Source organism: Kistimonas scapharcae (genome assembly GCF_039540975.1).
In the GTDB taxonomy this organism is placed as follows: domain Bacteria; phylum Pseudomonadota; class Gammaproteobacteria; order Pseudomonadales; family Endozoicomonadaceae; genus Kistimonas; species Kistimonas scapharcae.
Window position 1 is genome coordinate 33,566 of the sequence record NZ_BAABFL010000065.1, and the last position, 23,732, is coordinate 57,297.

The 23,732-nt window shown below is 51.6% G+C and carries 24 protein-coding genes and 8 tRNA genes; 22 read left to right on the forward strand and 10 right to left on the reverse strand.

All coding sequences use genetic code 11. The features are described 5' to 3' along the window. The first annotated feature begins 154 nt into the window (after window positions 1-154). The 8 genes from lepA to acpS are packed head-to-tail and all read left to right on the forward strand — an operon-like array spanning window position 155 to window position 6,685. Window positions 155-1,954 carry a translation elongation factor 4 gene (gene lepA, locus ABD892_RS03685; RefSeq protein WP_345193960.1) on the forward strand — a complete coding sequence of 600 codons (1,800 nt, stop codon included), beginning with the start codon at window positions 155-157 and terminating at the stop codon, window positions 1,952-1,954. A gap of 9 nt (window positions 1,955-1,963) precedes the next feature. Next, window positions 1,964-2,800, forward strand: coding sequence for a signal peptidase I (gene lepB / locus ABD892_RS03690; RefSeq protein ID WP_345193962.1), 837 nt, complete (start codon window positions 1,964-1,966; stop codon window positions 2,798-2,800). A 20-nt stretch (window positions 2,801-2,820) separates the two neighbouring features. Further along, window positions 2,821-3,192, forward strand: a complete 372-nt coding sequence (locus ABD892_RS03695; protein WP_345193964.1) for a DUF4845 domain-containing protein — start codon at window positions 2,821-2,823, stop codon at window positions 3,190-3,192. After that, on the forward strand, window positions 3,192-3,878 hold the full coding sequence (rnc, locus tag ABD892_RS03700; RefSeq protein ID WP_345193967.1) for a ribonuclease III: 687 nt from the start codon (window positions 3,192-3,194) through the stop codon (window positions 3,876-3,878). Before ABD892_RS03695 ends, rnc begins: the two co-directional genes overlap by 1 nt. Next, window positions 3,875-4,786, forward strand: coding sequence for a GTPase Era (gene era / locus ABD892_RS03705; protein ID WP_345193969.1), 912 nt, complete (start codon window positions 3,875-3,877; stop codon window positions 4,784-4,786). Before rnc ends, era begins: the two co-directional genes overlap by 4 nt. A gap of 11 nt (window positions 4,787-4,797) precedes the next feature. Then, window positions 4,798-5,532, forward strand: coding sequence for a DNA repair protein RecO (recO, locus tag ABD892_RS03710; RefSeq protein ID WP_345193971.1), 735 nt, complete (start codon window positions 4,798-4,800; stop codon window positions 5,530-5,532). Window positions 5,533-5,564: 32 nt separating this feature from the next. Next, window positions 5,565-6,314, forward strand: coding sequence for a pyridoxine 5'-phosphate synthase (pdxJ, locus tag ABD892_RS03715; RefSeq protein WP_425559162.1), 750 nt, complete (start codon window positions 5,565-5,567; stop codon window positions 6,312-6,314). Continuing rightward, complete coding sequence (gene acpS, locus ABD892_RS03720; RefSeq protein ID WP_345193973.1) at window positions 6,311-6,685, forward strand: holo-ACP synthase; 375 nt, start codon at window positions 6,311-6,313, stop codon at window positions 6,683-6,685. The genes pdxJ and acpS overlap by 4 nt, the downstream gene beginning before the upstream one ends. A gap of 60 nt (window positions 6,686-6,745) precedes the next feature. Here acpS and rdgC read toward each other — a convergent pair whose 3' ends face one another. Then, a complete protein-coding gene (rdgC, locus tag ABD892_RS03725; RefSeq protein WP_345193975.1) occupies window positions 6,746-7,711 on the reverse strand; it encodes a recombination-associated protein RdgC in 966 nt (321 codons plus the stop codon). Window positions 7,712-7,905: 194 nt separating this feature from the next. On the opposite strand from rdgC, the gene ABD892_RS03730 reads away from it, so the two are divergent. The 10 genes from ABD892_RS03730 to ABD892_RS03775 all read left to right on the forward strand — a co-directional run bounded on the left by ABD892_RS03730 (window position 7,906) and on the right by ABD892_RS03775 (window position 10,516). Beyond that, window positions 7,906-7,981, forward strand: a tRNA-Val gene (locus tag ABD892_RS03730). A 14-nt stretch (window positions 7,982-7,995) separates the two neighbouring features. Further along, window positions 7,996-8,072 (forward strand) — tRNA-Asp (locus ABD892_RS03735). A 60-nt stretch (window positions 8,073-8,132) separates the two neighbouring features. Beyond that, window positions 8,133-8,208, forward strand: a tRNA-Val gene (locus ABD892_RS03740). Window positions 8,209-8,231: 23 nt separating this feature from the next. Next, window positions 8,232-8,308 (forward strand) — tRNA-Asp (locus ABD892_RS03745). 29 nt (window positions 8,309-8,337) lie between these two features. After that, window positions 8,338-8,413 (forward strand) — tRNA-Val (locus tag ABD892_RS03750). A gap of 23 nt (window positions 8,414-8,436) precedes the next feature. Then, window positions 8,437-8,513: transfer RNA gene (locus ABD892_RS03755), tRNA-Asp, on the forward strand. Between the two features lie 32 nt (window positions 8,514-8,545). Next, a tRNA-Val gene (locus ABD892_RS03760) sits at window positions 8,546-8,621 on the forward strand. 18 nt (window positions 8,622-8,639) lie between these two features. Next, window positions 8,640-8,716: transfer RNA gene (locus ABD892_RS03765), tRNA-Asp, on the forward strand. Window positions 8,717-8,914: 198 nt separating this feature from the next. Beyond that, window positions 8,915-9,391 carry a hypothetical protein gene (locus tag ABD892_RS03770; RefSeq protein ID WP_345193977.1) on the forward strand — a complete coding sequence of 159 codons (477 nt, stop codon included), beginning with the start codon at window positions 8,915-8,917 and terminating at the stop codon, window positions 9,389-9,391. Between the two features lie 243 nt (window positions 9,392-9,634). After that, window positions 9,635-10,516, forward strand: coding sequence for a LysR family transcriptional regulator (locus ABD892_RS03775; protein ID WP_345193979.1), 882 nt, complete (start codon window positions 9,635-9,637; stop codon window positions 10,514-10,516). 91 nt (window positions 10,517-10,607) lie between these two features. Here ABD892_RS03775 and ABD892_RS03780 read toward each other — a convergent pair whose 3' ends face one another. Continuing rightward, window positions 10,608-10,907 (reverse strand): cold shock domain-containing protein, encoded by a 300-nt coding sequence (locus tag ABD892_RS03780; RefSeq protein ID WP_345193982.1) that lies wholly within the window; start codon window positions 10,905-10,907, stop codon window positions 10,608-10,610. Between the two features lie 101 nt (window positions 10,908-11,008). After that, complete coding sequence (locus ABD892_RS03785; RefSeq protein WP_345193984.1) at window positions 11,009-11,650, reverse strand: histidine phosphatase family protein; 642 nt, start codon at window positions 11,648-11,650, stop codon at window positions 11,009-11,011. 139 nt (window positions 11,651-11,789) lie between these two features. Between ABD892_RS03785 and ABD892_RS03790 the strand changes: the two genes are divergently transcribed. Beyond that, window positions 11,790-12,140 (forward strand): hypothetical protein, encoded by a 351-nt coding sequence (locus ABD892_RS03790; RefSeq protein WP_345193986.1) that lies wholly within the window; start codon window positions 11,790-11,792, stop codon window positions 12,138-12,140. Window positions 12,141-12,191: 51 nt separating this feature from the next. On the opposite strand, the gene ABD892_RS03795 is transcribed toward ABD892_RS03790, so the two are convergent. The 7 genes from ABD892_RS03795 to ABD892_RS03825 all read right to left on the reverse strand — a co-directional run bounded on the left by ABD892_RS03795 (window position 12,192) and on the right by ABD892_RS03825 (window position 21,926). Further along, on the reverse strand, window positions 12,192-14,393 hold the full coding sequence (locus ABD892_RS03795; protein ID WP_345193988.1) for a carboxy terminal-processing peptidase: 2,202 nt from the start codon (window positions 14,391-14,393) through the stop codon (window positions 12,192-12,194). A gap of 284 nt (window positions 14,394-14,677) precedes the next feature. Then, window positions 14,678-15,997 (reverse strand): M18 family aminopeptidase, encoded by a 1,320-nt coding sequence (locus ABD892_RS03800; protein ID WP_345193990.1) that lies wholly within the window; start codon window positions 15,995-15,997, stop codon window positions 14,678-14,680. A 62-nt stretch (window positions 15,998-16,059) separates the two neighbouring features. Next, the gene (gene minE, locus ABD892_RS03805) at window positions 16,060-16,329 is read right to left on the reverse strand and encodes a cell division topological specificity factor MinE (protein WP_345193992.1); all 270 of its coding nucleotides are present in this window, start codon (window positions 16,327-16,329) and stop codon (window positions 16,060-16,062) included. Beyond that, a complete protein-coding gene (gene minD / locus ABD892_RS03810) occupies window positions 16,329-17,141 on the reverse strand; it encodes a septum site-determining protein MinD (RefSeq protein WP_345193994.1) in 813 nt (270 codons plus the stop codon). Before minD ends, minE begins: the two co-directional genes overlap by 1 nt. Before the next feature lie 178 nt (window positions 17,142-17,319). After that, window positions 17,320-18,162: a septum site-determining protein MinC gene (minC, locus tag ABD892_RS03815; protein ID WP_345193996.1), complete on the reverse strand. Its 843-nt coding sequence runs from the start codon at window positions 18,160-18,162 to the stop codon at window positions 17,320-17,322. A gap of 263 nt (window positions 18,163-18,425) precedes the next feature. After that, window positions 18,426-21,338, reverse strand: a complete 2,913-nt coding sequence (rapA, locus tag ABD892_RS03820; RefSeq protein WP_345193998.1) for an RNA polymerase-associated protein RapA — start codon at window positions 21,336-21,338, stop codon at window positions 18,426-18,428. Between the two features lie 309 nt (window positions 21,339-21,647). After that, the gene (locus tag ABD892_RS03825) at window positions 21,648-21,926 is read right to left on the reverse strand and encodes a YebG family protein (RefSeq protein ID WP_345194000.1); all 279 of its coding nucleotides are present in this window, start codon (window positions 21,924-21,926) and stop codon (window positions 21,648-21,650) included. Between the two features lie 100 nt (window positions 21,927-22,026). Here ABD892_RS03825 and ABD892_RS03830 point away from each other — a divergent pair, with 100 nt between their 5' ends. The 3 genes from ABD892_RS03830 (at window position 22,027) to ABD892_RS03840 (ending at window position 23,594) form a co-directional block, all read left to right on the forward strand. Next, window positions 22,027-22,626 carry an alpha-ketoglutarate-dependent dioxygenase AlkB family protein gene (locus ABD892_RS03830; RefSeq protein WP_345194002.1) on the forward strand — a complete coding sequence of 200 codons (600 nt, stop codon included), beginning with the start codon at window positions 22,027-22,029 and terminating at the stop codon, window positions 22,624-22,626. 65 nt (window positions 22,627-22,691) lie between these two features. Beyond that, window positions 22,692-22,808: a cytochrome c oxidase subunit CcoM gene (gene ccoM / locus ABD892_RS03835; RefSeq protein ID WP_345194004.1), complete on the forward strand. Its 117-nt coding sequence runs from the start codon at window positions 22,692-22,694 to the stop codon at window positions 22,806-22,808. A 159-nt stretch (window positions 22,809-22,967) separates the two neighbouring features. Continuing rightward, the gene (locus ABD892_RS03840; RefSeq protein WP_345194007.1) at window positions 22,968-23,594 is read left to right on the forward strand and encodes a tRNA-uridine aminocarboxypropyltransferase; all 627 of its coding nucleotides are present in this window, start codon (window positions 22,968-22,970) and stop codon (window positions 23,592-23,594) included. The last annotated feature ends 138 nt before the right edge of the window (window positions 23,595-23,732 follow it).

The following is a 23,732-nucleotide window of genomic DNA, read 5'->3' on the forward strand; positions in this document are numbered from 1 at the left end:
TCGTAGAAATGGATAGCCTGACGATCCATGCCCGGATAGCAGGCTACTGGTAAATACGGTAGACTGATGCGTTAACAGGGGTTTCCATTAGCCGTAACCCGCCCGCCTGACTCAGGCGGGCGGGTTAATCTATTTAGAGCAGTAGTGACACACGGTGAGTGACTTACGACATATTCGAAATTTTTCGATCATCGCCCATATTGACCACGGAAAATCGACGCTGGCTGACCGGTTCATCCAGCATTGTGGTGGTCTGAGTGATCGGGAAATGCAGCAGCAGGTGCTCGACTCTATGGAGCTTGAGCGCGAACGTGGTATCACCATCAAGGCTCAGAGTGTAACGTTGGATTACACCGCTAAGGATGGTCAGGTCTACCAGCTCAACTTTATCGACACGCCGGGCCATGTTGACTTCTCCTATGAAGTCTCACGTTCTCTGGCGGCCTGTGAAGGTGCATTATTGGTAGTTGATGCGGCCCAGGGTGTGGAAGCCCAGTCGGTAGCCAACTGCTATACCGCTATTGAGCAGGGGCTGGAAGTTATGCCCGTGCTGAACAAAATGGACCTTCCCCAGGCTGAACCAGAGCGTGTTGCTCAGGAGATTGAGGAAATCATTGGCATTGATGCAACGGATGCGGTGCGTTGTTCTGCCAAGAGTGGCTTGGGCATTGAAGATGTGCTTGAGGCTCTGGTGGCGACTATCCCACCGCCGGAAGGAGATATCAATGGTGAGCTACAGGCGCTGATCATCGACTCCTGGTTTGATAACTACCTGGGCATTGTTTCTCTGGTTCGGGTGGTTAACGGTACATTGCGCAAAAAAGACAAAATGCTGGTCAAGTCGACTGGTGAAGCCTACGTCGTGGATGATATCGGTATCTTTACACCGAAACGGCAGTCGACAGGTGAGCTGAAAGCCGGTGAGGTGGGGTACGTTGTTGCCGGTATCAAGGATATTCATGGCGCGCCGGTGGGCGATACCCTGACGCATGCCAAGACGCCTGAAGTTGCAAGGCTTCCCGGTTTTCAGCGTGTGAAGCCGCAGGTTTATGCCGGCCTGTTCCCGGTCAGCTCCGATGATTTTGAAGATTTTCGTGAAGCGCTGGAAAAACTCAGCCTTAACGATGCTTCGCTCTTTTATGAGCCGGAAAGCAGTGATGCACTAGGCTTTGGCTTCCGTTGTGGCTTCCTGGGCATGCTGCACATGGAAATTATCCAGGAGCGCCTGGAGCGGGAGTATGACCTTGACCTCATCACCACGGCGCCTACGGTGGTCTACCAGGTTGTAATGAAGAATGAGGACGTGCTGGAGATTGATAACCCGTCCCGTTTGCCTGACCCGGCCGGTATCCTGGAGATTCGTGAGCCCATCGTTCAGGCTCATATCCTGGTGCCGCAGGAGTATCTGGGTAATGTCATCAGCCTGTGTGTGGAAAAGCGCGGTATCCAGCGTGATATGCAGTTCACGGGGACTCAGGTGTCTGTATCCTATGACCTGCCGATGAGTGAGGTGGTACTGGATTTCTTTGATCGCCTGAAATCGGTCAGTCGTGGTTTCGCTTCCCTGGATTACTCCTTTGATCGTTTCGAAGTGGCGAAAATGGTCAAGCTGGATATTCTTATCAACAGCGAGAAGGTCGATGCGCTGGCGCTGATTGTGCATAAGGACAATGCGGCCGGTAAGGGGCGTAAACTCACAGATGCCATGAAGGAGATTATTCCGCGGCAGATGTTTGATGTGGCGATTCAGGCAGCGATGGGTGGCCAGATTGTGGCACGGTCAACGGTGAAGGCGCTGCGCAAGAACGTAACGGCCAAGTGTTATGGTGGTGACGTTAGCCGTAAGCGTAAGCTGCTGGAGAAGCAGAAGGCCGGCAAGAAACGCATGAAACAGGTTGGTCGCGTGGAAATCCCCCAGGAAGCATTCCTGGCTGTATTGAAAGTTGACAACTAAAAGGTTGATATGGACTTTAATTTCCCCCTTATCCTGGTGATCGCCGTATTTGCCAGTGGTTTGATCGGGCTTATTGATATTCTGGTGCTGGCGCCGAGGCGCCGGACCGCCGTCGCCAGTTACCGTGAGCAGGTCGAAGAAGCAGACGAGGAAACGCTGAGCAGGCTGTCCAGAGAGCCGGGGATGGTGGAAACTGCAAAGTCTGTATTCCCTGTCCTGTTTGTTGTGCTGGTATTGCGCTCATTCCTGTATGAACCTTTTCAGATTCCGTCGGGGTCGATGATTCCGACGCTTCAGGTTGGTGATTTCATTCTTGTTAACAAGTATACCTATGGCCTCCGGCTTCCTGTGATAGGTACCAAAGTGGTGGCAGTGAATGAGCCACAACGGGGCGATGTCATGGTGTTCAAGGAGCCGATGAACCCTAATATCAATTTCATCAAGCGGGTAATAGGCGTTCCTGGCGATAAAATTGAGTATCGAAATAAAACGTTATACGTGAATGACGAGAAGGTGCCGGAAACCTTTGTGGCCGAGCTACGTGATGATTTTGAGCCACGCTTGGGGCGAAATCTGGTTTATCGGATCTATGAAGAAACCATCGGTGATACCTCTCATCAGATCCGCAAGGATATGGATATCGAAAATCGCCTGCCGCAGACAGAATGGACTGTACCTGAAGGGCAGTATTTTGTGATGGGCGACAACCGTGATCGCAGTAATGACAGCCGTTATTGGGGTTTTGTGCCGGAGGCAAATATTGTCGGTAAAGCAGTCTATATCTGGATGCACTGGCCGAGTTGGTTTGATCTGCCTAATCTGAAAAACAATGGATCGATAATCTGAAGAGCAGCTGGAGACCTGCCATGAAGGGAATGAAAGAACAGCGCGGAGCATCCATGATCGCCGTAGTGGCTTGGTTGGCTTTTGCGGCCTTCCTGTTTACTTGTGTTATCAAGTTTACGCCTTTGTACCATGATAACTTCAGTGTTGAGAAAACGCTGGATTCGATAGAACAACGTGATGGTGTTGAGGATGCGGCAGTTGCTGATATCCGTGACTGGTTGGATAGAGGGTTTCAGGTTAACAATCTGCCAGAGCTAATCGAAGATAGCGCAAAAGTACGGCGTGAAGGCAATGACATCATCATTGATGTAAACTATGAGCGTCGTGTCCCAATGATTTACAACATAGATGCTGTTCTGACATTCAAGAACAGCAGGAAAATCAGGCAATAGTGAAACAATCCATAGACAAGCTGGAACAGCAGCTCGGCTATCAATTTAAGGATAGCGAGCTGGCTGTTCTGGCGTTGACTCATCGTAGTTATGGTGGTCGTAATAACGAGCGGCTCGAATTTCTTGGCGACTCCATCGTCAATTTTGTGATTGCCGAAGATCTCTATCAGCGGTTTCCTCAGGCAAAGGAAGGCCAATTGAGCAGGCTGCGGGCCTGCATGGTGCGTGGTGCCACGTTGGCGGAAATTGCCCGGGAATTTGGTCTGGGTGATTTTCTTCGCCTAGGCTCCGGTGAGCTGAAAAGTGGCGGGTATCGCCGTGAGTCGATTCTGGCGGATGCTGTCGAAGCACTTATCGGCGCAATTTACCTTGACGGCGGCATGGATATCTGCCGAACCCGTATTCTCGTCTGGTTTGCCAGTCGGCTTGAAAAGCTTTCTGTTGGCGATCAACAGAATAAAGACCCCAAAACCCGTCTGCAGGAATATCTGCAGTCACGTCAGCAGCCTCTGCCTCACTATGAGCTGGTCAGCATTGATGGCAGGGCGCATGATCAGACCTTTACGGTACATTGTTCTGTCGTCGGGGTTGAATCGACGATAGGTGCGGGTTGCAGTCGACGGGCGGCGGAACAGCAGTCAGCCCGACGGGCGCTAATGGCGCTTGGGGTGGAGGTTGAAGGATGATTGAACAGGCAGTGTCTGAAGGCCGTTGTGGCTATGTGGCGATTGTTGGGCGGCCTAATGTTGGTAAATCGACCCTTTTGAATCATATTCTTGGCCAGAAGCTGAGTATTACGTCCCGTAAGCCCCAGACAACCCGCCACCAGATCCTCGGTATCAAAACCGATGGTGATGTGCAGGCTGTTTACGTGGATACACCCGGTATTCATAAAAATGATGGCAGAGCCATCAACCGGTATATGAACCGGGCCGCGACCTCGTCTGTTAAAGATGTGGACGTTATCATCTTTATTGTTGACCGGATGGTTTGGACTGATGAAGATGAAATGGTGTTGGAAACGGTGCGTCACAGCCGTTGTCCAGTCATTCTAGTTGTGAACAAAACCGACCGTATTACAGAAAAGGATAAACTTATTCCCTGGTTGGATGAGCTGTCGCGGAAGATGGACTTCGCGCATATCGTGCCAATGTCGGCCAAGAATGGCCACAATGTTGAGCGATTGGAACGTTTGGTTCACGGATTTCTGCCGGAAAGTATTCATTTTTATGGTGATGACCAGATTACTGATCGCAGCTCCCGTTTCCTGGCGGCAGAGCTGGTTCGGGAAAAGATCATGCGTCAGCTGGGTGATGAGATTCCCTATCAAATTACGGTTGAGATTGAAGAGTTCAAAGAAGATGGTGGTGTGCTTCATATCAGTGCACTGATTCTGGTTGAGCGTCCAGGCCAGAAGCGGATTGTGATTGGTGACAAAGGCAGTCGCTTGAAGGTGATCGGTCATGATGCCCGCCTGGATATGGAAAAGCTGTTCGACAATAAGGTGATGTTGAATCTGTGGGTCAAGGTGCGCTCCGGCTGGTCAGATGATGAGCGGGCTTTGGCCAGTCTTGGTTATACCGAGCTGCCCTGAGAGGGCTTGCGGTGTCTGCTAACACCTTCGAGCTGCAACCTGCCTGGGTACTCCATACCAGGCCCTACCGTGATACAAGCTTGCTGGTTGACTGCCTGACCCGTAATCACGGTAAAGTCTCCCTGGTCGCCTCAGGCGCCCGGGGAGCAGCCAGTAAGGCGGGAAAGCCTCGGCGAGGTCACCTGCTCCAGCCTTTTTCCCGTTTGCTGATTAGCTGGACGGGGAAAACAGAACTCAAGACCTTGCGCCAGCTAGAGCAGGATCGTTATCTGCTGCTGACGGGTAAATATCTCTATAGCGGGCTGTATGCCAATGAATTATTGGTGCGCCTGCTACAGCCCGGTGATGCGGTAGCAAACCTTTTTGATCTTTATGAGTGGCTTGTTGATGGCTTGAATCAGCAGCTGCCACTGGAGGTCAAGTTGAGAATCTTTGAGAAACTCTTGCTGGAAGCGCTGGGCTATGGGATTCCTTTGTCGTATGACGGAGAGCAGGGGCACGCGATTCGTGATAACCAATATTATCTCTACCAGCAGGATAATGGGTTTGTACCCTGCCATGCGCTGGATCCGGCGGGCAGGGTTCCCTGTTTTTCCGGGGCGGTTTTGAACGCGTTTGCCCGTAATGAGGTTACCGATCTGATGTTGCCGGATCTTAAGCGTCTGACCCGGATGGCATTGGCTCCGCTGCTCGGCAATAGACCGTTACGCAGTCGTGAGCTGTTTCGGCAGGCCGATCCGGTATGAGTCAATGATCAAGTCAGTGGAAGGAGTAGTCAGTGATTCCGATTAACCGTATTCTTCTGGGTGTCAATATTGATCATATTGCCACGATTCGTCAGGCAAGAGGGACGCGATTCCCTGATCCGGTCAAGGCCGCGCTGGATGCGGAAGAGGCGGGTGCTGATGGAATCACACTGCACCTGCGCGAAGATCGTCGTCATATTCAAGATCATGATGTGTATCGGCTCAAGGATTTACTCCAGACTCGAATGAATCTGGAGATGGCCGTCACTGAAGAGATGCTGGCAATTGCTGAGCAAGTTCTGCCAGTCCATGTCTGCCTGGTGCCAGAGAAGCGTGAAGAGCTAACCACGGAAGGAGGGCTGGATGTGCTTAGTCAGGAGGGACGCATTGCTGAAGCCTGTCAGAGGCTGGCAGCAAAAGGCATTGATGTTTCACTGTTTATAGATCCGGAGCCGACCCAGATTGATGCTGCCGTCCGATGTGGTGCGCCAACTATTGAGCTGCACACCGGTTGTTATGCGGATGCAGAAAATCCTGAAGAGCTGCATGCAGAGCTTGAGCGAATCCGTCGCGCCGTTTCCCATGGTCGCAAGCAGGGCTTGATCGTGAATGCCGGGCACGGCTTGAATTACCAGAATGTTGAACCTGTCGCCGCGATTCCGGGAGTCAATGAACTAAACATTGGTCACGCCATCATTGGCAGGGCCATGTTTACCGGACTTAAAGAAGCGATTCGGGAAATGAAAGCCTTAATGTTGGATGCAGCCAGGCACCAGGCATGATTGCAGGCATTGGAACCGATATCGTTGATATACGACGTATACAGCAAGTGCTGGAACGGCAGGGCGATCGGTTTGTTCGGCGCATTTTGACCGAGTCTGAATATGCTGTTTTTGTCGCCCGTGGTAGTCATGCGTCCTTTATAGCAACGCGTTTCGCCGTAAAAGAAGCGGTGGCCAAGGCATTGGGTACCGGTATTGGTAAAGTCTCGTTTCAGGATATCGAGGTGGCTAATAGTGCGCAGGGTGCGCCCTCTCTGATGTTCCATGGTGCGGCAAGGCGGTTGGGTGAACAGTTAGGTATCAGTACTCATCATGTAACGATCAGTGATGAGAAAGACTATGCGGTAGCATTTGTTGTGCTGGAGCGTTAGGGCCGTTGATCGTAGAGTTAAAAAGGCGGAAAGGTTTAAAACCCTCCGCCTTTTTGTCGTTTAGGCTTCTGCCAGTTCAGGCTCTTCCATGCCCACGGGTTCTGCTTCCTGCCCTGTGCGACTGGTGTCTTCTCCGCCAAGCGCATTAATGAGTTCACTGAGGAAACGTTCCAGTGTCAGAGCCATCAGCGTAAAGTCGGCATCAAAACGTCCCGCTTTATCCTCAATGTCGAGTGCGTCGGACTGCTCCTGCAAGGTGTCAGTGAACTTCAGTCGTTTGATGCAGAGATCTTCTCCGAGAATGCAGTCGATAGATTCATCCCACTGCATGGCAATGCGGCTGACGACTTTGCCGGAAGTAAGATGCAGGCTGACTTCTTCAGATAACAGGTCAACACGTTTGCAGCGGACAATGCCGCCTTCTTCACCCGGTTCCTTCAGCTCGCACTCGTCGCCAAGTATGAACGGTGCGGGCAGGTCAGCAGACTGCTGCAACCAGTTGGTCATAATGGCAGAAGGTGAAGATTTTAGTGCCGGAGGCAGCACGGGCAGACTGCCCAGACAGCTACGCAGGGAGCTAGTCAATTCTTCTGCTTTGCGGAAGCTGGATGCATCGACAATCAGCCAGCCATTACGGCTATCTATATAAGCGCTGGTTCGACTGGATCGGCTGAACGCTCGCGGCAGCAGGTCGCGCGTGATTTCATCCTTGAGTTGGTCTTTCTCCTTTTTAAAAACTTTCCTGCCCTGTTCATGTTCAATGGTTTCGATCTTTTCTTTCAGTGCATCGCGTACGACGCTGGCCGGTAACAGCTTATCTTCTTTTTTTGCAGTGACGACCAGGAACTGACCACTGGCATGAATCAGGCTGTCGCCATCGGGCACGGGTGATACCCAGCCAAAACTGCTCATTTCCGATTTGCTGCAGGGGCGAAACCGTTGTTCCGCCAGTTTTTCTTCCAGCGTTTCAGCGGTGTATTCAAACGGTTTGCTGAAACGGTACAAAATCAGGTTTTTGAACCACATGATGCTCTGTCCCACTGTTGGCATCTGTCATGGTAACAGATGCATTCGGCATTTTATTACTGAAGCCGTAAGGATGCTGCGAGATGCGATAAAAAGACTGTTAGAACAGTCCGAATGTGTAAATCCCGCAGGTGGGCATATATCGGTTGCATATCGTAACCGATGCTGCTTATAATTCGCGCCGTCCTGACGAGGGGTGATTAGCTCAGCTGGGAGAGCATCTGCCTTACAAGCAGAGGGTCGGCGGTTCGATCCCGTCATCACCCACCACGCAAGACTGTAGCGGACCGGTAGTTCAGTTGGTTAGAATGCCGGCCTGTCACGCCGGAGATCGCGGGTTCGAGCCCCGTCCGGTCCGCCACTTTGCATCAGGGTCTGGATTTAAGTCGCATTATGGTTATAATGCGCACCGCATCGGGAAGGGTGATTAGCTCAGCTGGGAGAGCATCTGCCTTACAAGCAGAGGGTCGGCGGTTCGATCCCGTCATCACCCACCACAATGCGGATGTCAGTTTGTCGCGGACCGGTAGTTCAGTTGGTTAGAATGCCGGCCTGTCACGCCGGAGGTCGCGGGTTCGAGCCCCGTCCGGTCCGCCATTTGTTGACTGATGATCGAAAGAATTTTTGGGTGATTAGCTCAGCTGGGAGAGCATCTGCCTTACAAGCAGAGGGTCGGCGGTTCGATCCCGTCATCACCCACCAGTGTTAGAAAGCAAGTTTGTCGCGGACCGGTAGTTCAGTTGGTTAGAATGCCGGCCTGTCACGCCGGAGGTCGCGGGTTCGAGCCCCGTCCGGTCCGCCATTTAATTTGCTAGATATGCGTTACAAGATTTTGGGTGATTAGCTCAGCTGGGAGAGCATCTGCCTTACAAGCAGAGGGTCGGCGGTTCGATCCCGTCATCACCCACCAGGTTAGAAAGTTTGTCGCGGACCGGTAGTTCAGTTGGTTAGAATGCCGGCCTGTCACGCCGGAGGTCGCGGGTTCGAGCCCCGTCCGGTCCGCCACTTCTTCAGAAAAAGCCGATCAGCGATGATCGGCTTTTTTGTTGTTATCAAAAAATTACCATCGTCCTTTTTCGTTTCTCCATCGCTATTGATCGAAAAAAATGATCGTGAGAATAAGTAAGTTCGTTTGAAACCGGATTGGTTTTACCCGCATATTCTAGCGATGCAACAGCCGTTTTTTCGTGTCTGGAATTGGGTATGAACGAACAAGAAATGCAGGATGCACTCGTAGCGCGTGCAGCGTCGCTGAAAAGCTGGTTAAGTGGGTCTCCCGAAAGAACCATTGAATCGCTGATGATCAGGAAGTTTGAGAGTTCAGTGGTTTTGCATGGAAATGACCTCTCGCTTGAAGATGAGGGGGTAATGGAGTTTCCGCTTCAGTTGTTGATTCAGCAGAGTTATAGGCTTTGGTCGATTAATCTGGTGATGTCGATCAGACCGACGGCAAGCGCTGGTACTGATGGTGAGATCATTCCCTGTGGTTTGCTGTTTCAGGTGATTGATAATGATGGGGTGTCCACACCTGTTTTGTTGTTGCGTACTGATCTCAGCCCTTCCGGCATGGATCCCTCACTGGATAATGAGTCTTGGTGCCATTTCTGGCTTCAGAAATTTCTTAAGCAGCATGATGTTAAAATGCTCTTCGGCTATAAGTCACTGGTCAGTGAAAGCTAATCTGCGCTGTTTGTAATCTGTTTGCCGGCATGGTTTTTGATGTTGGATACTCATGCCGGTTCTTGGTGTCATTCCCCCCTTCTTTATTGCTTTCTGTCTCCTGTGATAGCGATCAGTTGTGTGGAAAAATATGACGCGCTGTTGGACAATCTCCCCAGCTCTTATAAGTCCTGCAGGCGATGGCTTCGCTTGAGTGACTATTATGCTTAATGACATTAATGCCTGTCAGGAGTGTTTTGTTCTGTGGATACCGAGCTTTTGAAGACATTTCTGGAAGTTGAAAAGACCCGGCATTTTGGTAAGGCGGCAGAAAATCTTTATTTGACTCAGTCTGCTGTGAGTTCAAGGGTACGGCAGTTGGAGTCTCAACTATCTGCACCGCTATTTACCCGTTATCGTAACAATATTCAGCTGACACCGGCCGGGGAGCGTCTTAGAACCCATGCGGAAGCCATTCTGGCTGCCTGGGACCGGGCGCGACTGGATGTGGCGTTGGACCGTAATCAGAATGTGCAGATATCCATCGGGGCGACACCTAACGTCTGGGACATCCTGTTGCAGGAGCGAATTAACCAGATATTCAGTGATAACCCGGGTATTGCTGTTCGGGCAGAAAGTGTCAGTCCGGAAGTGGTGGCGCGAAGACTGCTGAATCGGACACTCGATCTGGCTATTTTGTTCGATCCGCCTAAGGCAGATGAGCTGGGTTACTGTGAACTTGCGACAGTTGAGCTTGTGATGGTCACACGTGCAGCTATTCAGGAGGATTCTGTACCCTGGCTGTCCGGGTGGGTAATGGTGGATTGGGGGACGCGTTTTGGTATTGAGTTGTCACGGCACCTGAGTGGCTTGCCTTCGCCGGTACTGCATACCAATAGTGCTCGAGTTGCCTTGGATTTCCTGTTGAATAACGGGGGCTGTGCCTATCTGCCACTGACAATGGTACAGACACCGATGTCGGAAGGGGATTTGTATCAGGTTAATGATGTGCCAGTCATTAAGCGCCATATTTATTGCAGTTGGCATGAGGAATGTGATCGTCTGGAGAGCCTGCAGGCTTTGATGGCGCAATTAAATAGCCAGGTTGCTATAGATAACGGTCAGATTGGATTGTCAGTGACGTAGCTTGCGAGTTTTGGTGCTCCCGGAATGATTCGCCATCAAACCGGGAGAGTCACGAAATAGGCAGTGATTGTCGTAGAAAGAACCAGGTTCGTTATTCAGCCATTTCAGGCTCCCTGGCCTGTGTCGATTCTTCGATGGTCGAACCGGATGGCGTGGAAGCTTCCGTTGCGTTGCCGGGTTCCGGTATCACTTCTGTTGCCATAAACCCCTTGGCGCCGTTGCCCAGTAGGAATCTGACGGTTTCCCCCGCCTTCAGTGTTTTAAATCCATCCATGTTGATACAGCTGTAATGGATGAATATATCCTGATTATTGGATTCGCTAATAGGATTAATGAACCCGATTCCCTTCGGATTGCTAAACCACTTTATTGTGCCAATAAAATACTCCATATTCCTTTTCTCATTATTGTTAATCCTGATTAAAAGATAACCTTATCCGGGTGGGGGAGGCAATCCTATTTCTTAAACGCATGAGCGACAGTAAGACGACCTTATTCGTCTGTGATGACAAATACACCAAAGCCAGCAGTTTCCAGGCGTATATGTGAAATGTCAGGCTGTATGAGATGGGCAAACAGGAGTGCGGGGGAGCCATGAGTAACAATAATCAGGATATCAGTGTGATTGTCAGAAATGATTTCATCGTAAAATGATTGTAAGCGCGCATTAATTTGCTCAGTAGTTTCGCCGTCATATGTCGATGGGTCATCGGGAAACCAGGGGTCTTTGTCATCGAATTGTGAATGTAACTGGCCTTCCCGGTTGCCGAGGTTAGTTTCTATCAGTCGGTTGTCAGTAATAATGGAGTGCTGAGTGAGTCGCAGATGGGAGGCAAGTATTTCTGCTGTCTGGACGGTACGCGGTAAGGGAGATGCGAACAGCGCAATACGAGCTTCCCTGTTGAGTTGTGTGTCGATCGCATCGGCTGTGCATTTAACCTGTTCTTTCCCCTTGTCCGTCAGGTATGACGGGGTGTAAGCGGGATGTTCAGGGTTGGTGCTATAGCGGCCATTGATGTTGTGATCAGCTTCACCATGGCGTACCAGAAAGAGGGTTTTTTCTTTTGCGGGCATCGAGCTGGCATGCAGTAAGGTCATGATAAGTGTCACGGCGATGATGACTATTCTTGGCATTCTCTTACTCCTCGTATTCGACAGGATGCGCTAATTCTAGAAAAAAGTGATTACATTTCTGTCGATTTGCGTCTTCAGCGCTGAAACGTCATTATTTCGCGCTAAACGGTCGTTATTGAGTGAATGGCAGGATTGCAGAATGAAATTGTTGAATCGATCCGCGGTTTCTCTGAAGCCAACAGGCGTATTCGTAGAGTGGGCCAACCGGGTAAATCCGGAGGAAGCCATGAGTATTGAAGCGTTCAGGGCTGAAGGCTCGGTTTATCTGTTTGATGAGGTTGAGCAGGAAGAAGATTTTAAGCAGTGGCTGAAATCGCATGCCGCTCAGCTGTTTGAGAATGAGTTGGCAGCCTGGTTGGAAGATGAAGCGCTTTGGCCTGAGAGGCGTGATTACAGCGTCTTTATGCAATGGTTTGATGTAGAGCCTCAGCTGGTTTGCTTCGATGTCAGTGAACAGTCTCTGATGCGGGCTGATCTGGACGCTTTTTAGCCAGAAGTGCAGCGGCAGACTGGTTAGGCCTGCCGCCTGTTTCGAGACCGGTTATTGCTTGGCGCTGTCAGCGATATAGCGAGAGGAGAGTTCAATCATATCAGCCAGAATATTCCCGCTTTCTATCAGCAGTGCATCATCTTCTGATTTATCCTCGTCCCGTTTGCCATATTGGGAATCGTTGGTGTTTTGCGCTTCTTCTAGCTCTTCAAGGCTTTTGTAAACAGGTTTGCCTTTGGCTTTGCGCAGCTGGTTTTCCAGGCGAAGTCGTTCTTTACGCATAGAGTTTGTTTCATGACGCCGTTCTTTCTCGTTGAGACTGATACTGTTCTTGCTGTCATAACGCTGCTGGAAGGTTTTCAGATCTTTGAGATAGAGGAAATCTGGATTGTCACTGATACGTTTGTTATGTCTTTCACGCAAGGCGGGCATGAAAGGCGTCAAAGGCTCAAAGGCCTTGAACTTGGCTGGGTTGATTTCATCCCAGGGAAGAGCGTTGGGTAATGCGCTCTCTCCAATATCTTCCTTATTGAACAGGGAAGGGAAGCTTATGTCAGGGATGACACCGCGATTCTGGGTGCTTTGTCCGGAGACCCGATAGAATTTTGCTACGGTCAGTTTCAGTTGGCCATGGTTCAGTGGCTGGATAGTTTGGACAGTGCCCTTGCCAAAGCTCTGGCTGCCAATGATGACAGCACGCTGGTAGTCTTGCATGGCGCCGGCAAAAATCTCTGACGCCGAGGCGCTCAGGCGGTTGATCATGACTGCCATGGGGCCGTGGTAGACCTCTTCTGGGTCAGGATCCTGCTGGGGTTCGGTACGTCCCCGGCTGTCCCGGACCACAACGGTGGGGCCGTCATTGATGAACAGGCCGCTGAGTTGGTTGGCTTCCTGCAGGGAGCCACCGCCATTACTGCGCAGATCGATAATCAGGCCATCAATGTTTTCTTTGTTGAGTTCCTTGAGCAGTTTGCGAACATCCCGGGTTGTGCTCTTGTAATCGGGATCGCCAGCCTGTGCGGCTTTGAAATCGATGTAAAAGGCCGGAATGTCAATCACACCAATACGATAATCACGATCGCCCTGCTTGATGGTGATGATCTCCTTTTGGGCGGATTGTTCTTCCAGCTTGACCTTGTCGCGGGTAATTGGGTAGATGCGGGTCTTGCCATCCTTGCTGTTGGCGGGAATGGTTTCCAGCTTCACACGGGTGCCTTTGGGGCCACGAATCAGCTTGACAACCTCATCCAGTCGCATGCCAACCACATCTTCAAACGTGCCATTCTCGCCTTGGGAGACTGCGATAATGCGATCCCCCGGCTTGAGCTGTCCGGCTTTGTCTGCCGGGCCTGCAGGAACGATGCTGACGACCTTGGTGTATTCGTCTTCAGACTGAAGAACGGCGCCAATGCCTTCCAGTGAAAGGCTCATATTGATATCAAAGGTTTCGGCGCGTTGCGGCGAGAAGTACTGTGTGTGCGGATCATAAAGCTGAGTAAACGCATTCAGATACAGCTGGAAGGCATCTTCACTGCGGGTCTGATGGAGTCGGCGAAGCTGATTGGTATAGCGCTTGTGAAGCAGTTCCTGGATCTCTTTGAGCGGCTTTTCGTTCAGCTTCATATTAAGAATGTTGTCTTTCAGCTGGCGCCGCCAGAGGTCTTCCTGAGCCTTTCTATCAGCGAGCCAGGGCGATTTTTCACGGTCAATGGTTAGTGATTCTTGTTTGTTGAAATCGATCTTATCCAATCCGGTTTCCAGATACTTCAGGGCGAATCGGATGCGTTCTTCGCTGCGTTGCATGTAACGGTTGAAGATATCAAAAGCGGGCTTAAGGTTACCGCTTTTCAGTGCGCTGTCGAGTTCATCCCGGTAAGGTTCGAATTCTTTGATATCGGAGGCCAGGAAGAAGCTGCGATTACGATCCAGTGTATCCAGATAACTCTGGAAGATCTTTTCCGAACTGTTGTTATCAATGGTGATTTTTTCGTAGGAGTTTCGCTGCAAAAGTTGCACGACGTTGACGCTTGCGATGGCCTGATTGAGTGTGGGCTTGAGTGTTTCAAGTTGCTGCTCAAGGAGTTTTTCTGTATCAGCATGGCTGGTTTCGCTGTCCTTGGCGAAAGCCAGTGTTGATGACAATGACAACAGCAAGGCAAAAAATAGATTCAGACGGGCAGTTCGGGCCTTAAAATGCATCAGATGGTTCGCTCTCTTATCAGTGTCTGCCTGGCGTGTTATGAAAACCGGCATGGGTGACAACTCCTTTTTCTACCCAGCCCGCTGATGGCTGTTTATGGGTAATCGGCCGTCTACTCAGCCTTTTTACAGGCGTCTAAAGCATGATACCTACAACTGTCACGGCAGGGAAAGTGATAGTTTTGCCGTTCGCCGTGCCTCAGCTGTATTTGATGCTGCGCATCGCAGCCCGCCAAGCTAAGGCTTTGCGTTATGTTTTCAGGATAGGACGGCTTGATTCATACGTCATGCCGGGAGATGGGTATGGGGCAAAACCGTATGGTTCTGCCCCGGCAGGTTTAGATAATGGTCAGGCTTTCTTCGTTGTAGAATAGCGTCAGCAGGTTGGCCATGTTGGTGGCATCTTCTGTGCCGGCGAGTTCCCTGATGGAGTGCATGGCCAGTGTCGGCAGGCCGACATCCAGTGTCATTACACCCAGTTCCGCTGCTGTGAGTGGGCCGATGGTGCTTCCACAGCCCATATCGGTTCTGGCTACAAAGCTTTGGACCGGTACATTGGCTTTCTGGCAAAGGTGTCTGAACAGGGCGCTGGTTTCACTGGTGGTGGCGTAACGCTGATTGGCGTTGATCTTGATAACCGGTCCCTGGTTCATGATCGGGCAGTGGTTGCCATCATGTTTGTCGGCGTAGTTCGGATGAACGGCGTGGGCGTTGTCTGCCGAGATGAGAATGGAGCGCTGCATGGTGCGGGTCATGGGTTCCCCCATGCCGATAATGCGTTCGAGTACATTTTTCAGGAACGGCCCCTGCGCACCAGTGGCGGATTGGCTGCCCACTTCCTCATGATCATTACAGACCAGCAGGCAGGGAGAATCGCTGTTGGCTGCCAGAAGGGCTTGCAGACCCGTAAAGCAGCTCAGCAGGTTGTCCAGTCTGGCAGAGGCGATGAAGTCCTGTTCCATACCAATGATGGCGGCTTTCTGTGTGTCGTAGAAAAACAGCTCATAATCCAGAATTTCAACGGGTTGGCTGGAGGGGGCTTCAACCTTGAGGCGATTCACCAGCTGCTGTATGAAATCGATCTTTTCGTCATTTTTCAGCAGCGACAGGATGGGGGGGATATCTTTTTGCGGATTGATGGGATGGGTGTTGTTCGCCTCCCGATCAAGATGGATTGCCAGATTGGGGATAATGGCAATAGGATCACGGAAATCGATCAGGGAGCTGTGTAGTTGACCCTGTGGGTCGGTCCAGGTTACTCGCCCGGCCAGTGACAGGTCGCGGTCAAACCATGGGCTCAGCAATGCACCGCCGTATACCTCAACCCCTAGTTGATAGCAGCCTTTTTCCTGTAGGGTAGGCGTGGGTTTGACCTTCAGGCAAGGGCTGTCAGTATGTGCGCCAACCATGCGAAATCCCTGTTCCGCATAATTCCCTTTGCCCGTTGTAAAGGCAATGATTGATGAGCCGTTGCGGGTGGTGTAGTACTTTTTGCCAGGTGCCAGCTGCCAGGCGTCGCGTTCATTCAGTGCGGTAAAGCCGGCTTTGTCGAGTTGGCGCGCAATTTCCCGGGTGGCGTGGAACGGTGTGGGGGATTGGTCCAGAAAGGTCAGTAAGTTTTTATTGAAGGTGTTTTGGTCAAAGGTGTGCTTTGTCATGGGTATTCTGTCAGGCAGAGTGAGTGCCTGACAGAATAACAGCGGCCTGTAGCGGAATGAAGTTATTTCGTGCCAGTTGATGCCTCTGGCAGTGTGACATTCAGCTCCAGGATGGAGACTTCCTCGCGGGTGTCGAACTGGATGCTGACATCCTCGTTTTCCACCGCCACATATTTCCGGATGACGTTAAGAATATCTTGCTTCATGGCGGGCAGGTAGTCAGGGCTGTCCCGACCTGCACGCTCATGGGCGACGATAATCTGGAGTCGCTCCCTGGCGACAGAGGCCGAGGATTTTTTCTCCTTGTTCTGGAAAAGGTCAAACAGACTCATTAGCGTCCCCCAAACATCCGTTCCAGCAGGCCTTTTTTCCGGGCGTCAAGGAAGCGGTGAGGCAGATCCTTGCCAAGAAAACGGCTGACAATATCATTGTATGCCTGTCCGGCATCGCTTTCTTCCTGAAGAATGACGGGTTGCCCCTGGTTGGAGGCTTTCAGGACCGCCATGGATTCTGGCACAACACCCAGCAGTGGAATGGCCAGGATGTCTCTGACATCGTCCACGCTCAGCATCTCGCCCTTGTTGACACGTTCAGGGTCGTAGCGGGTGAGTAGCAGGTGTTCCTTGACGGGTTCGAGGTTCTGTTCGGCCCGACGTGATTTGCTGTGAAGAATGCCCAAGATGCGGTCAGAATCCCTGACGGAAGAGACTTCCGGATTGGTCGTGATGATGGCTTCGTCAGCAAAATAGAGTGCCATCAGTGCGCCTTTCTCGATACCTGCCGGGGAATCGCAGACAATATAGTCAAAGTCTTCCTTGAGTTGGTTGAGAATGGCTTCAACCCCTTCAAGCGTCAGCGCATCTTTGTCCCGGGTCTGGGAGGCGGGCAGGACGTAGAGATTATCGGTATGTTTATCCTTGATCAGGGCCTGGTGCAGTGCGGCTTCGCCATTGATGACGTTGACAAAGTCATAGACGACACGGCGTTCACACCCCATGACCAGGTCCAGGTTGCGCAGGCCGATATCGAAATCAATCACAACGGTCTTGTGACCCTGCATGGCCAGGCCGGTAGAGAAGGCTGCGCTGGATGTCGTTTTGCCCACGCCCCCCTTGCCTGATGTGACAACAATTATCTTGGCCAATGAATCATCCCTTACAAACAAACTACATGGGTACAGGTAATAGACGACTGATTTATTCTTGTACAATCAGTAGTCGCGACTGAAACTGTGCCCGGGTCTCATGGCAGTGGCACCACGACGTCATTGTATCGATTTTTAGCGCGGAGTGTCAGTCTGGAAAGCCGAAGCCAGCTTCGTATCACAGTGCTTCAAAGCAGAGACTGTCTTCATCCAGCCAGGCGTGCACGGCCGATTTCCAGTATTTCTCATCTATTGTACCTGCCGGCTTGAAGCGGCCATTGATGGAAATCAGTTCGGCCTCGAAATGCTGACAGAAAATGTGGGCTTTATTGTTGCCATTAACACCGGCTAATGCGCGACCTCTCAGGGGGCCGTAGACGTGAATGTTGCCGTCCGCGAGAATTTCCGCCCCTGCACCGACTGGCGCCAGTATGATAAGCTCGCCAGGGTGATAAATTTGCTGGCCGGAACGTACGGGGTGGGTGATGATACGGGTCGTCGGTGCGGCCTTTGCGAGTTGCTTAGATGAGTCGTCACCGGCTGTCTTCTGGTTTGATTCCGGAGTCCCTTCTGCGGGTTGCTGATCCAGGGGGAGTTCACCCTGCGTCATTGGCAGGATGCTGGCTGAAGGAGCCTCTTTGGCTGGTACTGTCGTTGGGTTGAGTTTGCGTTTGACGATATTGCCCTTTTGCGCTGGCAGACAAGCCAGTCCTGCATTGGCTGCTGCTTGCTGAAGCGTATGACTGCCTCCGCGGATAGCAAAAATGTTAATGCCAAACCCAGCACAGAGGGAGCGGATATGGTCAAAGTCTGGCGTGTTGCTGCTATTGCTCAGGCGTTCTAGAGCCAGTACGACAGGGGTGTTTTCAAAGAAGCGTGGTGCCTGTGCAACCAGGGTCTGAAGTTGTGCGCGAAATTCAATCTCACTGAAGTGAAACAACTCCAAGGTCATTAGTGTGACCATGCTTCCTTTCAACTGAAAGCAAGGGCTTACCGTATGGGGTGTAATCGTGCTGGTCATGGCAAGTTACCGGTGATCATGCGTGCAGGCATCTTAGAGCTAGGTTAGAGATTGTGATAGTGAGTAGCAAGCACTATTACCCTCACCGAGATAGGATGGGTAAAAACTGAACAAACGATAGGGTAAAAGGATTTGCAGGGGAGGGATGTTTGTTTTTTTAGGGGGGATGAGTACTTGTTATGTAGGGCTTTGTTGGTGTCTACCTCTCGAATTGGGTAGGGGGTCATTCGCTGAACAGACCCAATCCGAGAGGCAGGTACTTACTATTGCGCTGCGAAGATCAATCGAATGCCGTCCAGTCGTAGCTGGGCCTTTTGCAGGCACTGGTGGCCAATGGCCGCTTGCTGTTTCAGGAATTCAATTTCTTCATCCCGGATATTTGGGTTAACCGCCTTTAATGCAGCAAGTCGCCGGATTTCCCGTGTGACCGACTGAATCAATTGCTGGCAAGCCTCATTGATAATATCTGCCACGCGGGTACGGGCGTAATCTTCCGCCTTGTTGACCATTTTCAGGATAGGTTCGCGTTGTGCTTTGACCACCTTGCGAGCCATAGTGGTCTTGAGCTTCTGCAGCTGACTGTCCAGCCCCTCAAAACTGACCTTGTCCGCCAGGTTGTTCAGGTTGGGATCAATCAGTGTGCGAATCACCGTGGGTGGCAGGAATCGGTGCAGTTGCAGTTTCCTGTCACCGCCGGCTTCAACCACAAACACTGCCTCCATCAACATGGTGCCGGGCTTCAGCGCCTTGTTCTTGATCAGTGCGACTGACGTATTCCCGGTTTCACTGGTCAGCAGCATTTCCATGCCTTCGCGTACCATGGGGTGTTCCCAAGTGACAAACTGCATATCTTCGCGGGCCAGAGCGGTATCGCGGTTGAAGGTAATAGTTGTGCCATCAACAGGTACTGCAGGATAACTCGATACCGTCATATGGCTACCTGGCCGAACGATCAGGCAGTGTTTGGAATGATCTTCGGTTTCCAGTCCAAACCCTTCCATAAGCCGTTCCAGGTAAGGTCGAAGAACCTTCGGTGTATCCTGTTTTCGAATCTCGGCGGCCAGATCGTGACTGCTACCGGCACCACGGGAGTTGAGTTCAAGCAGACGGTCTCGTCCCTGACGCAGATTTCCGGCAATTTCGGTGTTGAGTGCCAGTGTTCTGCTGATCAGCTCATTACTGTTTGATTCACCTGTTTCATCGGTGTCGTTTGTCTCAGTGTTGCTGACCCACTTCGTGAGTTCCTCGCCCAGCTCTGAGTAAACGACACTACCGGCGGGGCAGGTATCGGCAAAGGCATCCAGTCCTTCCTGGTACCAGTGAAACAGGCGAGCCTGACCGGTACCTTCCAGATAGGGCACGTGGATGCGAATGGTTTCAGATTGTCCAATCCGGTCAAGCCGGCCAATGCGCTGTTCGAGCAAGTCCGGGTTGAAGGGCAGGTCAAACAGCACCAGGTGATGGGCAAACTGGAAATTACGTCCTTCGCTGCCAATCTCGGAACAGATCAGCAGTTGGGCACCATAGTCTTCATCAGCAAACCAGGCAGCGGCACGGTCGCGTTCAACGATGGACATCCCTTCGTGGAACACGGATGCCTGGGCGCCAGAGGTGATGCGCAGGGCAGCTTCAAGATCCATGGCGGTGGTTGCATTGGCGCAGATGACCAGCACTTTCTCCTTTTTCAACAGTTTCAGGAGATTCGCCAGCCACTCGACACGGGGGTCGACCTTCCACCAGGGATCCATGTCATCAACCTTGATGTTGGCTTGGTAGGCCAGTTCCGGAAACAGTTGATGTTTGAGTAAGTGCTCTGATTCCCGGGATTCTTCCAGTGCAATCTGGTACAGCTCCGGCAGCGGTTGTGGATAGCCCTGCACGACGCGACCAGGGAAACCGGGGACAGAGGCACGTGTATTTCGGAACAGAATACGGCCGGTGCCATGCCGATCAAGCAACAGGCGAATCAACTGCTCTTTTGCCTGATCGTACGCAGCTTGTTCGCTACTTTCAGCGGTCAGGATTTCCAGTAGCGGCTGTGCTTCCTCACCCACCAGCGAGGCAATCACGTTTGCCTGTTCTGCGGGAAGTTGTTCGGCTTCCAGTAGTTGCTGCACTGCCTTGGCCAGTGGTTCATACCCGGCGGATTCCTTGCGGAACTGTTCCAGGTCATGGAAACGGTCTGGATCCAGCAGGCGCAATCGAGCGAAGTGGCTTTCGACACCCAGTTGTTCAGGCGTTGCTGTCAGTAGCAGTACGCTAGGGGTGCTGTTTGCCAGGGTTTCAACCAGTTGGTATTCAGGACTACCGCCCTCGGACTCTGTCCACAGCAGGTGATGGGCTTCATCAACCACAAGGAGATCCCAACCGGCATCAACCACCTGCTCCTGATGCTCTGGATGGTCACGCAGGAATTCCAGACTGGTGAGAATCAACTGTTCACTGCTGAACGGGTTGTCGCCATCGGCATTCCGGCAGCGTTCGGCATCGAACACGCTGAAACGCAGGTGGAAACGCCGTAGCATTTCGACCAACCACTGGTGAACCAGGGGTTCCGGAACTACAACCAGCACGCGTTTAGCCTGACCGGTCAGCAGTTGCTGACTCAGGATCAAACCGGCTTCGATGGTTTTACCAAGACCCACTTCATCTGCCAGCAGCACCCGTGGTGCAAAGCGATTACCCACTTCATTCGCGATATGCAGCTGATGGGGGATCAGACTGGCTCGAGCGCCCGTCAGGCCCAGCAAGGGGGACTGAATGACCCGGTTGTAGTGACAGAGCGTCTGATAGCGCAGGGAGAAATTGCTGTTCAGGTCAATCTGACCCGCCAGCAGGCGATCCTGCGGTTTGTTAAATTCAATAAAATTGCTGAGACAGGACTCGGGGAGGTCCCGTTGCTCACCATTGTCGAGCGTACCGGTATAAGTGACCAGGCCGTTTTCTTCCCTGACGCCGGTAACGGTGAGTGACCAGCCTTCATGACTTTCAACGGTATCGCCCACCGCGAACATAACGCGGGTCAGGGGACAGTTTTCGAGTCGGTAGACACGGGTTTCACCAGTGGCGGGGTAGAGTAGCGTTACCGTTCGCGCCTCAATGGTAAGAATGGTGCCAAGCCCCTGTTCGATCTCTGTGTCACTGATCCAGCGTTGTCCAGAAACGAATGTTGCCATAGGGGTTGCCTGCTCCCTCTACATAAAAAGGGGCGTATGTTAGCGGATAACCGGAAAGACTCAATATGGGGGTGACCGAAACGGGAAACAATCCGGATGATTGGTGTTGGTGCACAGGATAGGTGAAGTGGGGATGTTTGGAGAATAAAATGCCGGAAAGTAAGCCTTTCCGGCGAAGCAGGGATTTACCTGAAAGCATCCAAAGATGTTGGAGTGGGAGGCACCTTCGGATAACGGCCTCCAGTCTACGCCACCGCTTCGGGGTTTACAGGGCAAGCCGTGCGCAGGTTTGTTGTTGGGCTGTGCCTATCAGGCGGGCTCGGATTCAGGGGTTGGCTGGGTTTCGTCGAGCAGTTCCAGCACCAGTTCAGGTTTACCCTTGAACGCTTTGGACAGAGTGTCTTTGTGACGGGCCAGCAGCAGGCCGATGTTTTCTGCCAGTTCTTCGTCCAGCGTACTGAAATGCTTTTCCAACAGGCTGCTGAGGTTGGCAGCCAGCTCCAGTTGACGATCATACTCTTCGGCAGCTTTTTTATCTGCAAACATGCTTCCGTCCCGGTCACATTGCCACATGGGGATAACGGCCATGGTGGTCCTCTTGGTTTTTGTCTGTGATATTCTGTATATCTATACAGTATTCTAGGGCAGGTATTGGCAAATGTTAAGTCCTGATTCTGGTAGAGATGAAATGAGTGATGAAGTTATCACGTTGCCGGGTGGTGTCTGTCGATACTGGCCAATCTGGCTGACTACCGATGAAGCCAGCGAGCTGTATCAAGCGTTGCTGGAAACGGTGGCGTGGCAACAGGATGAAATCCGAATGTTTGGTCGAACCCTGCCATTGCCGCGGTTGCAAGCCTGGTATGGTGATGCCGGTGCCAGTTATCGCTACTCGGGGATTCAGCTAGAGCCACTACCCTGGCTTCCGATTCTGTATGCGCTGAAAGTGCGGGTCGAGCAAGCCACGGGGGCTGAGTTCAATAGTGTATTGCTGAACCTTTACCGATCGGGGCAGGATAGCAATGGCTGGCATGCGGACGATGAGCCAGAACTGGGTGAGGATCCGCTGGTAGCTTCACTGAGTCTTGGTGCGACACGACGATTTCAGTTGCGCCATAAAACCGATCGTTCAATCCCTGTGCGAACCCTGATGCTTGAGGCGGGTTCGTTGCTGTTTATGGGGACAGGTATGCAGCAGCACTGGAAACATCAGGTTCCAAAGACACAAAAAAGTGTATCTCCCCGCATTAACCTGACTTTTCGAAAGGTTGTTGATCTGAGTCAATAGGGTGGTTTCCGGGTACTGCTAGCCTGAACTCATAAAGATAACGAAAATGCAGGAAGGAGGGGGGTATGTACCTTGATACCGTTGTGATAGCAGGCTTGCTTACCGTTGGATTAGTGATTGCGTTTGGTGGTGGTTTCGCCTGGTTTATTAAGAAAGATATCGAGCGTCATTCTGAGAAGTAAGCGCAATCAATCGAGAGTGGTTTTTGGGTAGTGGCCACTCGTGCGTTGTTTTCTTGTTTTGTGGTTCTTGCGGTAGTCAATTTCTTTTCCTGTCTGTTTGAAATACGTGGTGTTCTGCTCGTATAGTTTAGGCTTTCTTCTTACTTTCTATTTTCTCTGATGCCTCGAATTTGTTGTCCACGTTGTCGCCGTCCTGAATCGGTCTGTTACTGCCATGATTTGATCGCGCATCAGGCGCCGGTCGATCTATTGATTCTCCAGCATCCTGATGAATCCAGGCATGCACTGAATACGGCTACCATTGTTACGCTTGCAGTGGATAATGCGGAGATTCTTGTCGGTGACGACTTTTCTTCCGATAGCCGCCTGCTAAAAAAATTGAATGATCCGGACTGTCAGCCGTGGTTACTTTTCCCAAAGGGCGGCGCTGTGTCATTGGCTACCGTGGCAAATGCCGGGCAGGGCGATAAGAAGCCCTTGTTCATTCTATTGGATGCCACATGGCGTAAAGCGCGAAAAATCTATTATCTGTCCACCTGCCTCCATACACTGCCTGCCGTGCAGATTACGACGGATAAGTTATCTGCCTATCGCATCCGTAAGGTTCCTGCTCCTGGTTATCTCTCTACCGTTGAAGCTGCAGTGGAAGTGCTGAATGCCTTTGATCATGATCGGGCTGCCTGTGAGCGCATGCTGACGGCATTTGACCGGTTAATTGGCAATCAGATTACCGCTATGGGGGAATCTTTATATGCCAAAAATTATGGCAATGAGCCGATAGGCTGAGTTGAGATATTCGCTGTTTCACTGTCAGGTTTTGATAGTGACAAGTCTGTCCAACAGACTAGGAGCTGTTGACGTTTCACATTGGTAACCAGACAAAAGCACAAGCCAGAGCTACGACACTGACAAAGTTTCGCTTTA

What these genes read in the sequence shown, in the direction of transcription:
- era (WP_345193969.1), top strand. Translation starts at nt 3,875, where the DNA reads ATGATTGAACAGGCAGTGTCTGAAGGCCGTTGTGGCTATGTGGCGATT.
- rapA (WP_345193998.1), bottom strand. Translation starts at nt 21,338, where the DNA reads ATGGCAACATTCGTTTCTGGACAACGCTGGATCAGTGACACAGAGATC.
- ABD892_RS03840 (WP_345194007.1), top strand. Translation starts at nt 22,968, where the DNA reads ATGCCTCGAATTTGTTGTCCACGTTGTCGCCGTCCTGAATCGGTCTGT.
- ABD892_RS03695 (WP_345193964.1), top strand. Translation starts at nt 2,821, where the DNA reads ATGAAGGGAATGAAAGAACAGCGCGGAGCATCCATGATCGCCGTAGTG.
- acpS (WP_345193973.1), top strand. Translation starts at nt 6,311, where the DNA reads ATGATTGCAGGCATTGGAACCGATATCGTTGATATACGACGTATACAG.
- lepB (WP_345193962.1), top strand. Translation starts at nt 1,964, where the DNA reads ATGGACTTTAATTTCCCCCTTATCCTGGTGATCGCCGTATTTGCCAGT.
- ABD892_RS03795 (WP_345193988.1), bottom strand. Translation starts at nt 14,393, where the DNA reads ATGCCGGTTTTCATAACACGCCAGGCAGACACTGATAAGAGAGCGAAC.
- ABD892_RS03800 (WP_345193990.1), bottom strand. Translation starts at nt 15,997, where the DNA reads ATGACAAAGCACACCTTTGACCAAAACACCTTCAATAAAAACTTACTG.
- ABD892_RS03785 (WP_345193984.1), bottom strand. Translation starts at nt 11,650, where the DNA reads ATGCCAAGAATAGTCATCATCGCCGTGACACTTATCATGACCTTACTG.
- ccoM (WP_345194004.1), top strand. Translation starts at nt 22,692, where the DNA reads ATGTACCTTGATACCGTTGTGATAGCAGGCTTGCTTACCGTTGGATTA.
- ABD892_RS03780 (WP_345193982.1), bottom strand. Translation starts at nt 10,907, where the DNA reads ATGGAGTATTTTATTGGCACAATAAAGTGGTTTAGCAATCCGAAGGGA.
- ABD892_RS03790 (WP_345193986.1), top strand. Translation starts at nt 11,790, where the DNA reads ATGAAATTGTTGAATCGATCCGCGGTTTCTCTGAAGCCAACAGGCGTA.
- ABD892_RS03830 (WP_345194002.1), top strand. Translation starts at nt 22,027, where the DNA reads ATGAGTGATGAAGTTATCACGTTGCCGGGTGGTGTCTGTCGATACTGG.
- minC (WP_345193996.1), bottom strand. Translation starts at nt 18,162, where the DNA reads ATGACCAGCACGATTACACCCCATACGGTAAGCCCTTGCTTTCAGTTG.
- ABD892_RS03825 (WP_345194000.1), bottom strand. Translation starts at nt 21,926, where the DNA reads ATGGCCGTTATCCCCATGTGGCAATGTGACCGGGACGGAAGCATGTTT.
- rdgC (WP_345193975.1), bottom strand. Translation starts at nt 7,711, where the DNA reads ATGTGGTTCAAAAACCTGATTTTGTACCGTTTCAGCAAACCGTTTGAA.
- minE (WP_345193992.1), bottom strand. Translation starts at nt 16,329, where the DNA reads ATGAGTCTGTTTGACCTTTTCCAGAACAAGGAGAAAAAATCCTCGGCC.
- ABD892_RS03770 (WP_345193977.1), top strand. Translation starts at nt 8,915, where the DNA reads ATGAACGAACAAGAAATGCAGGATGCACTCGTAGCGCGTGCAGCGTCG.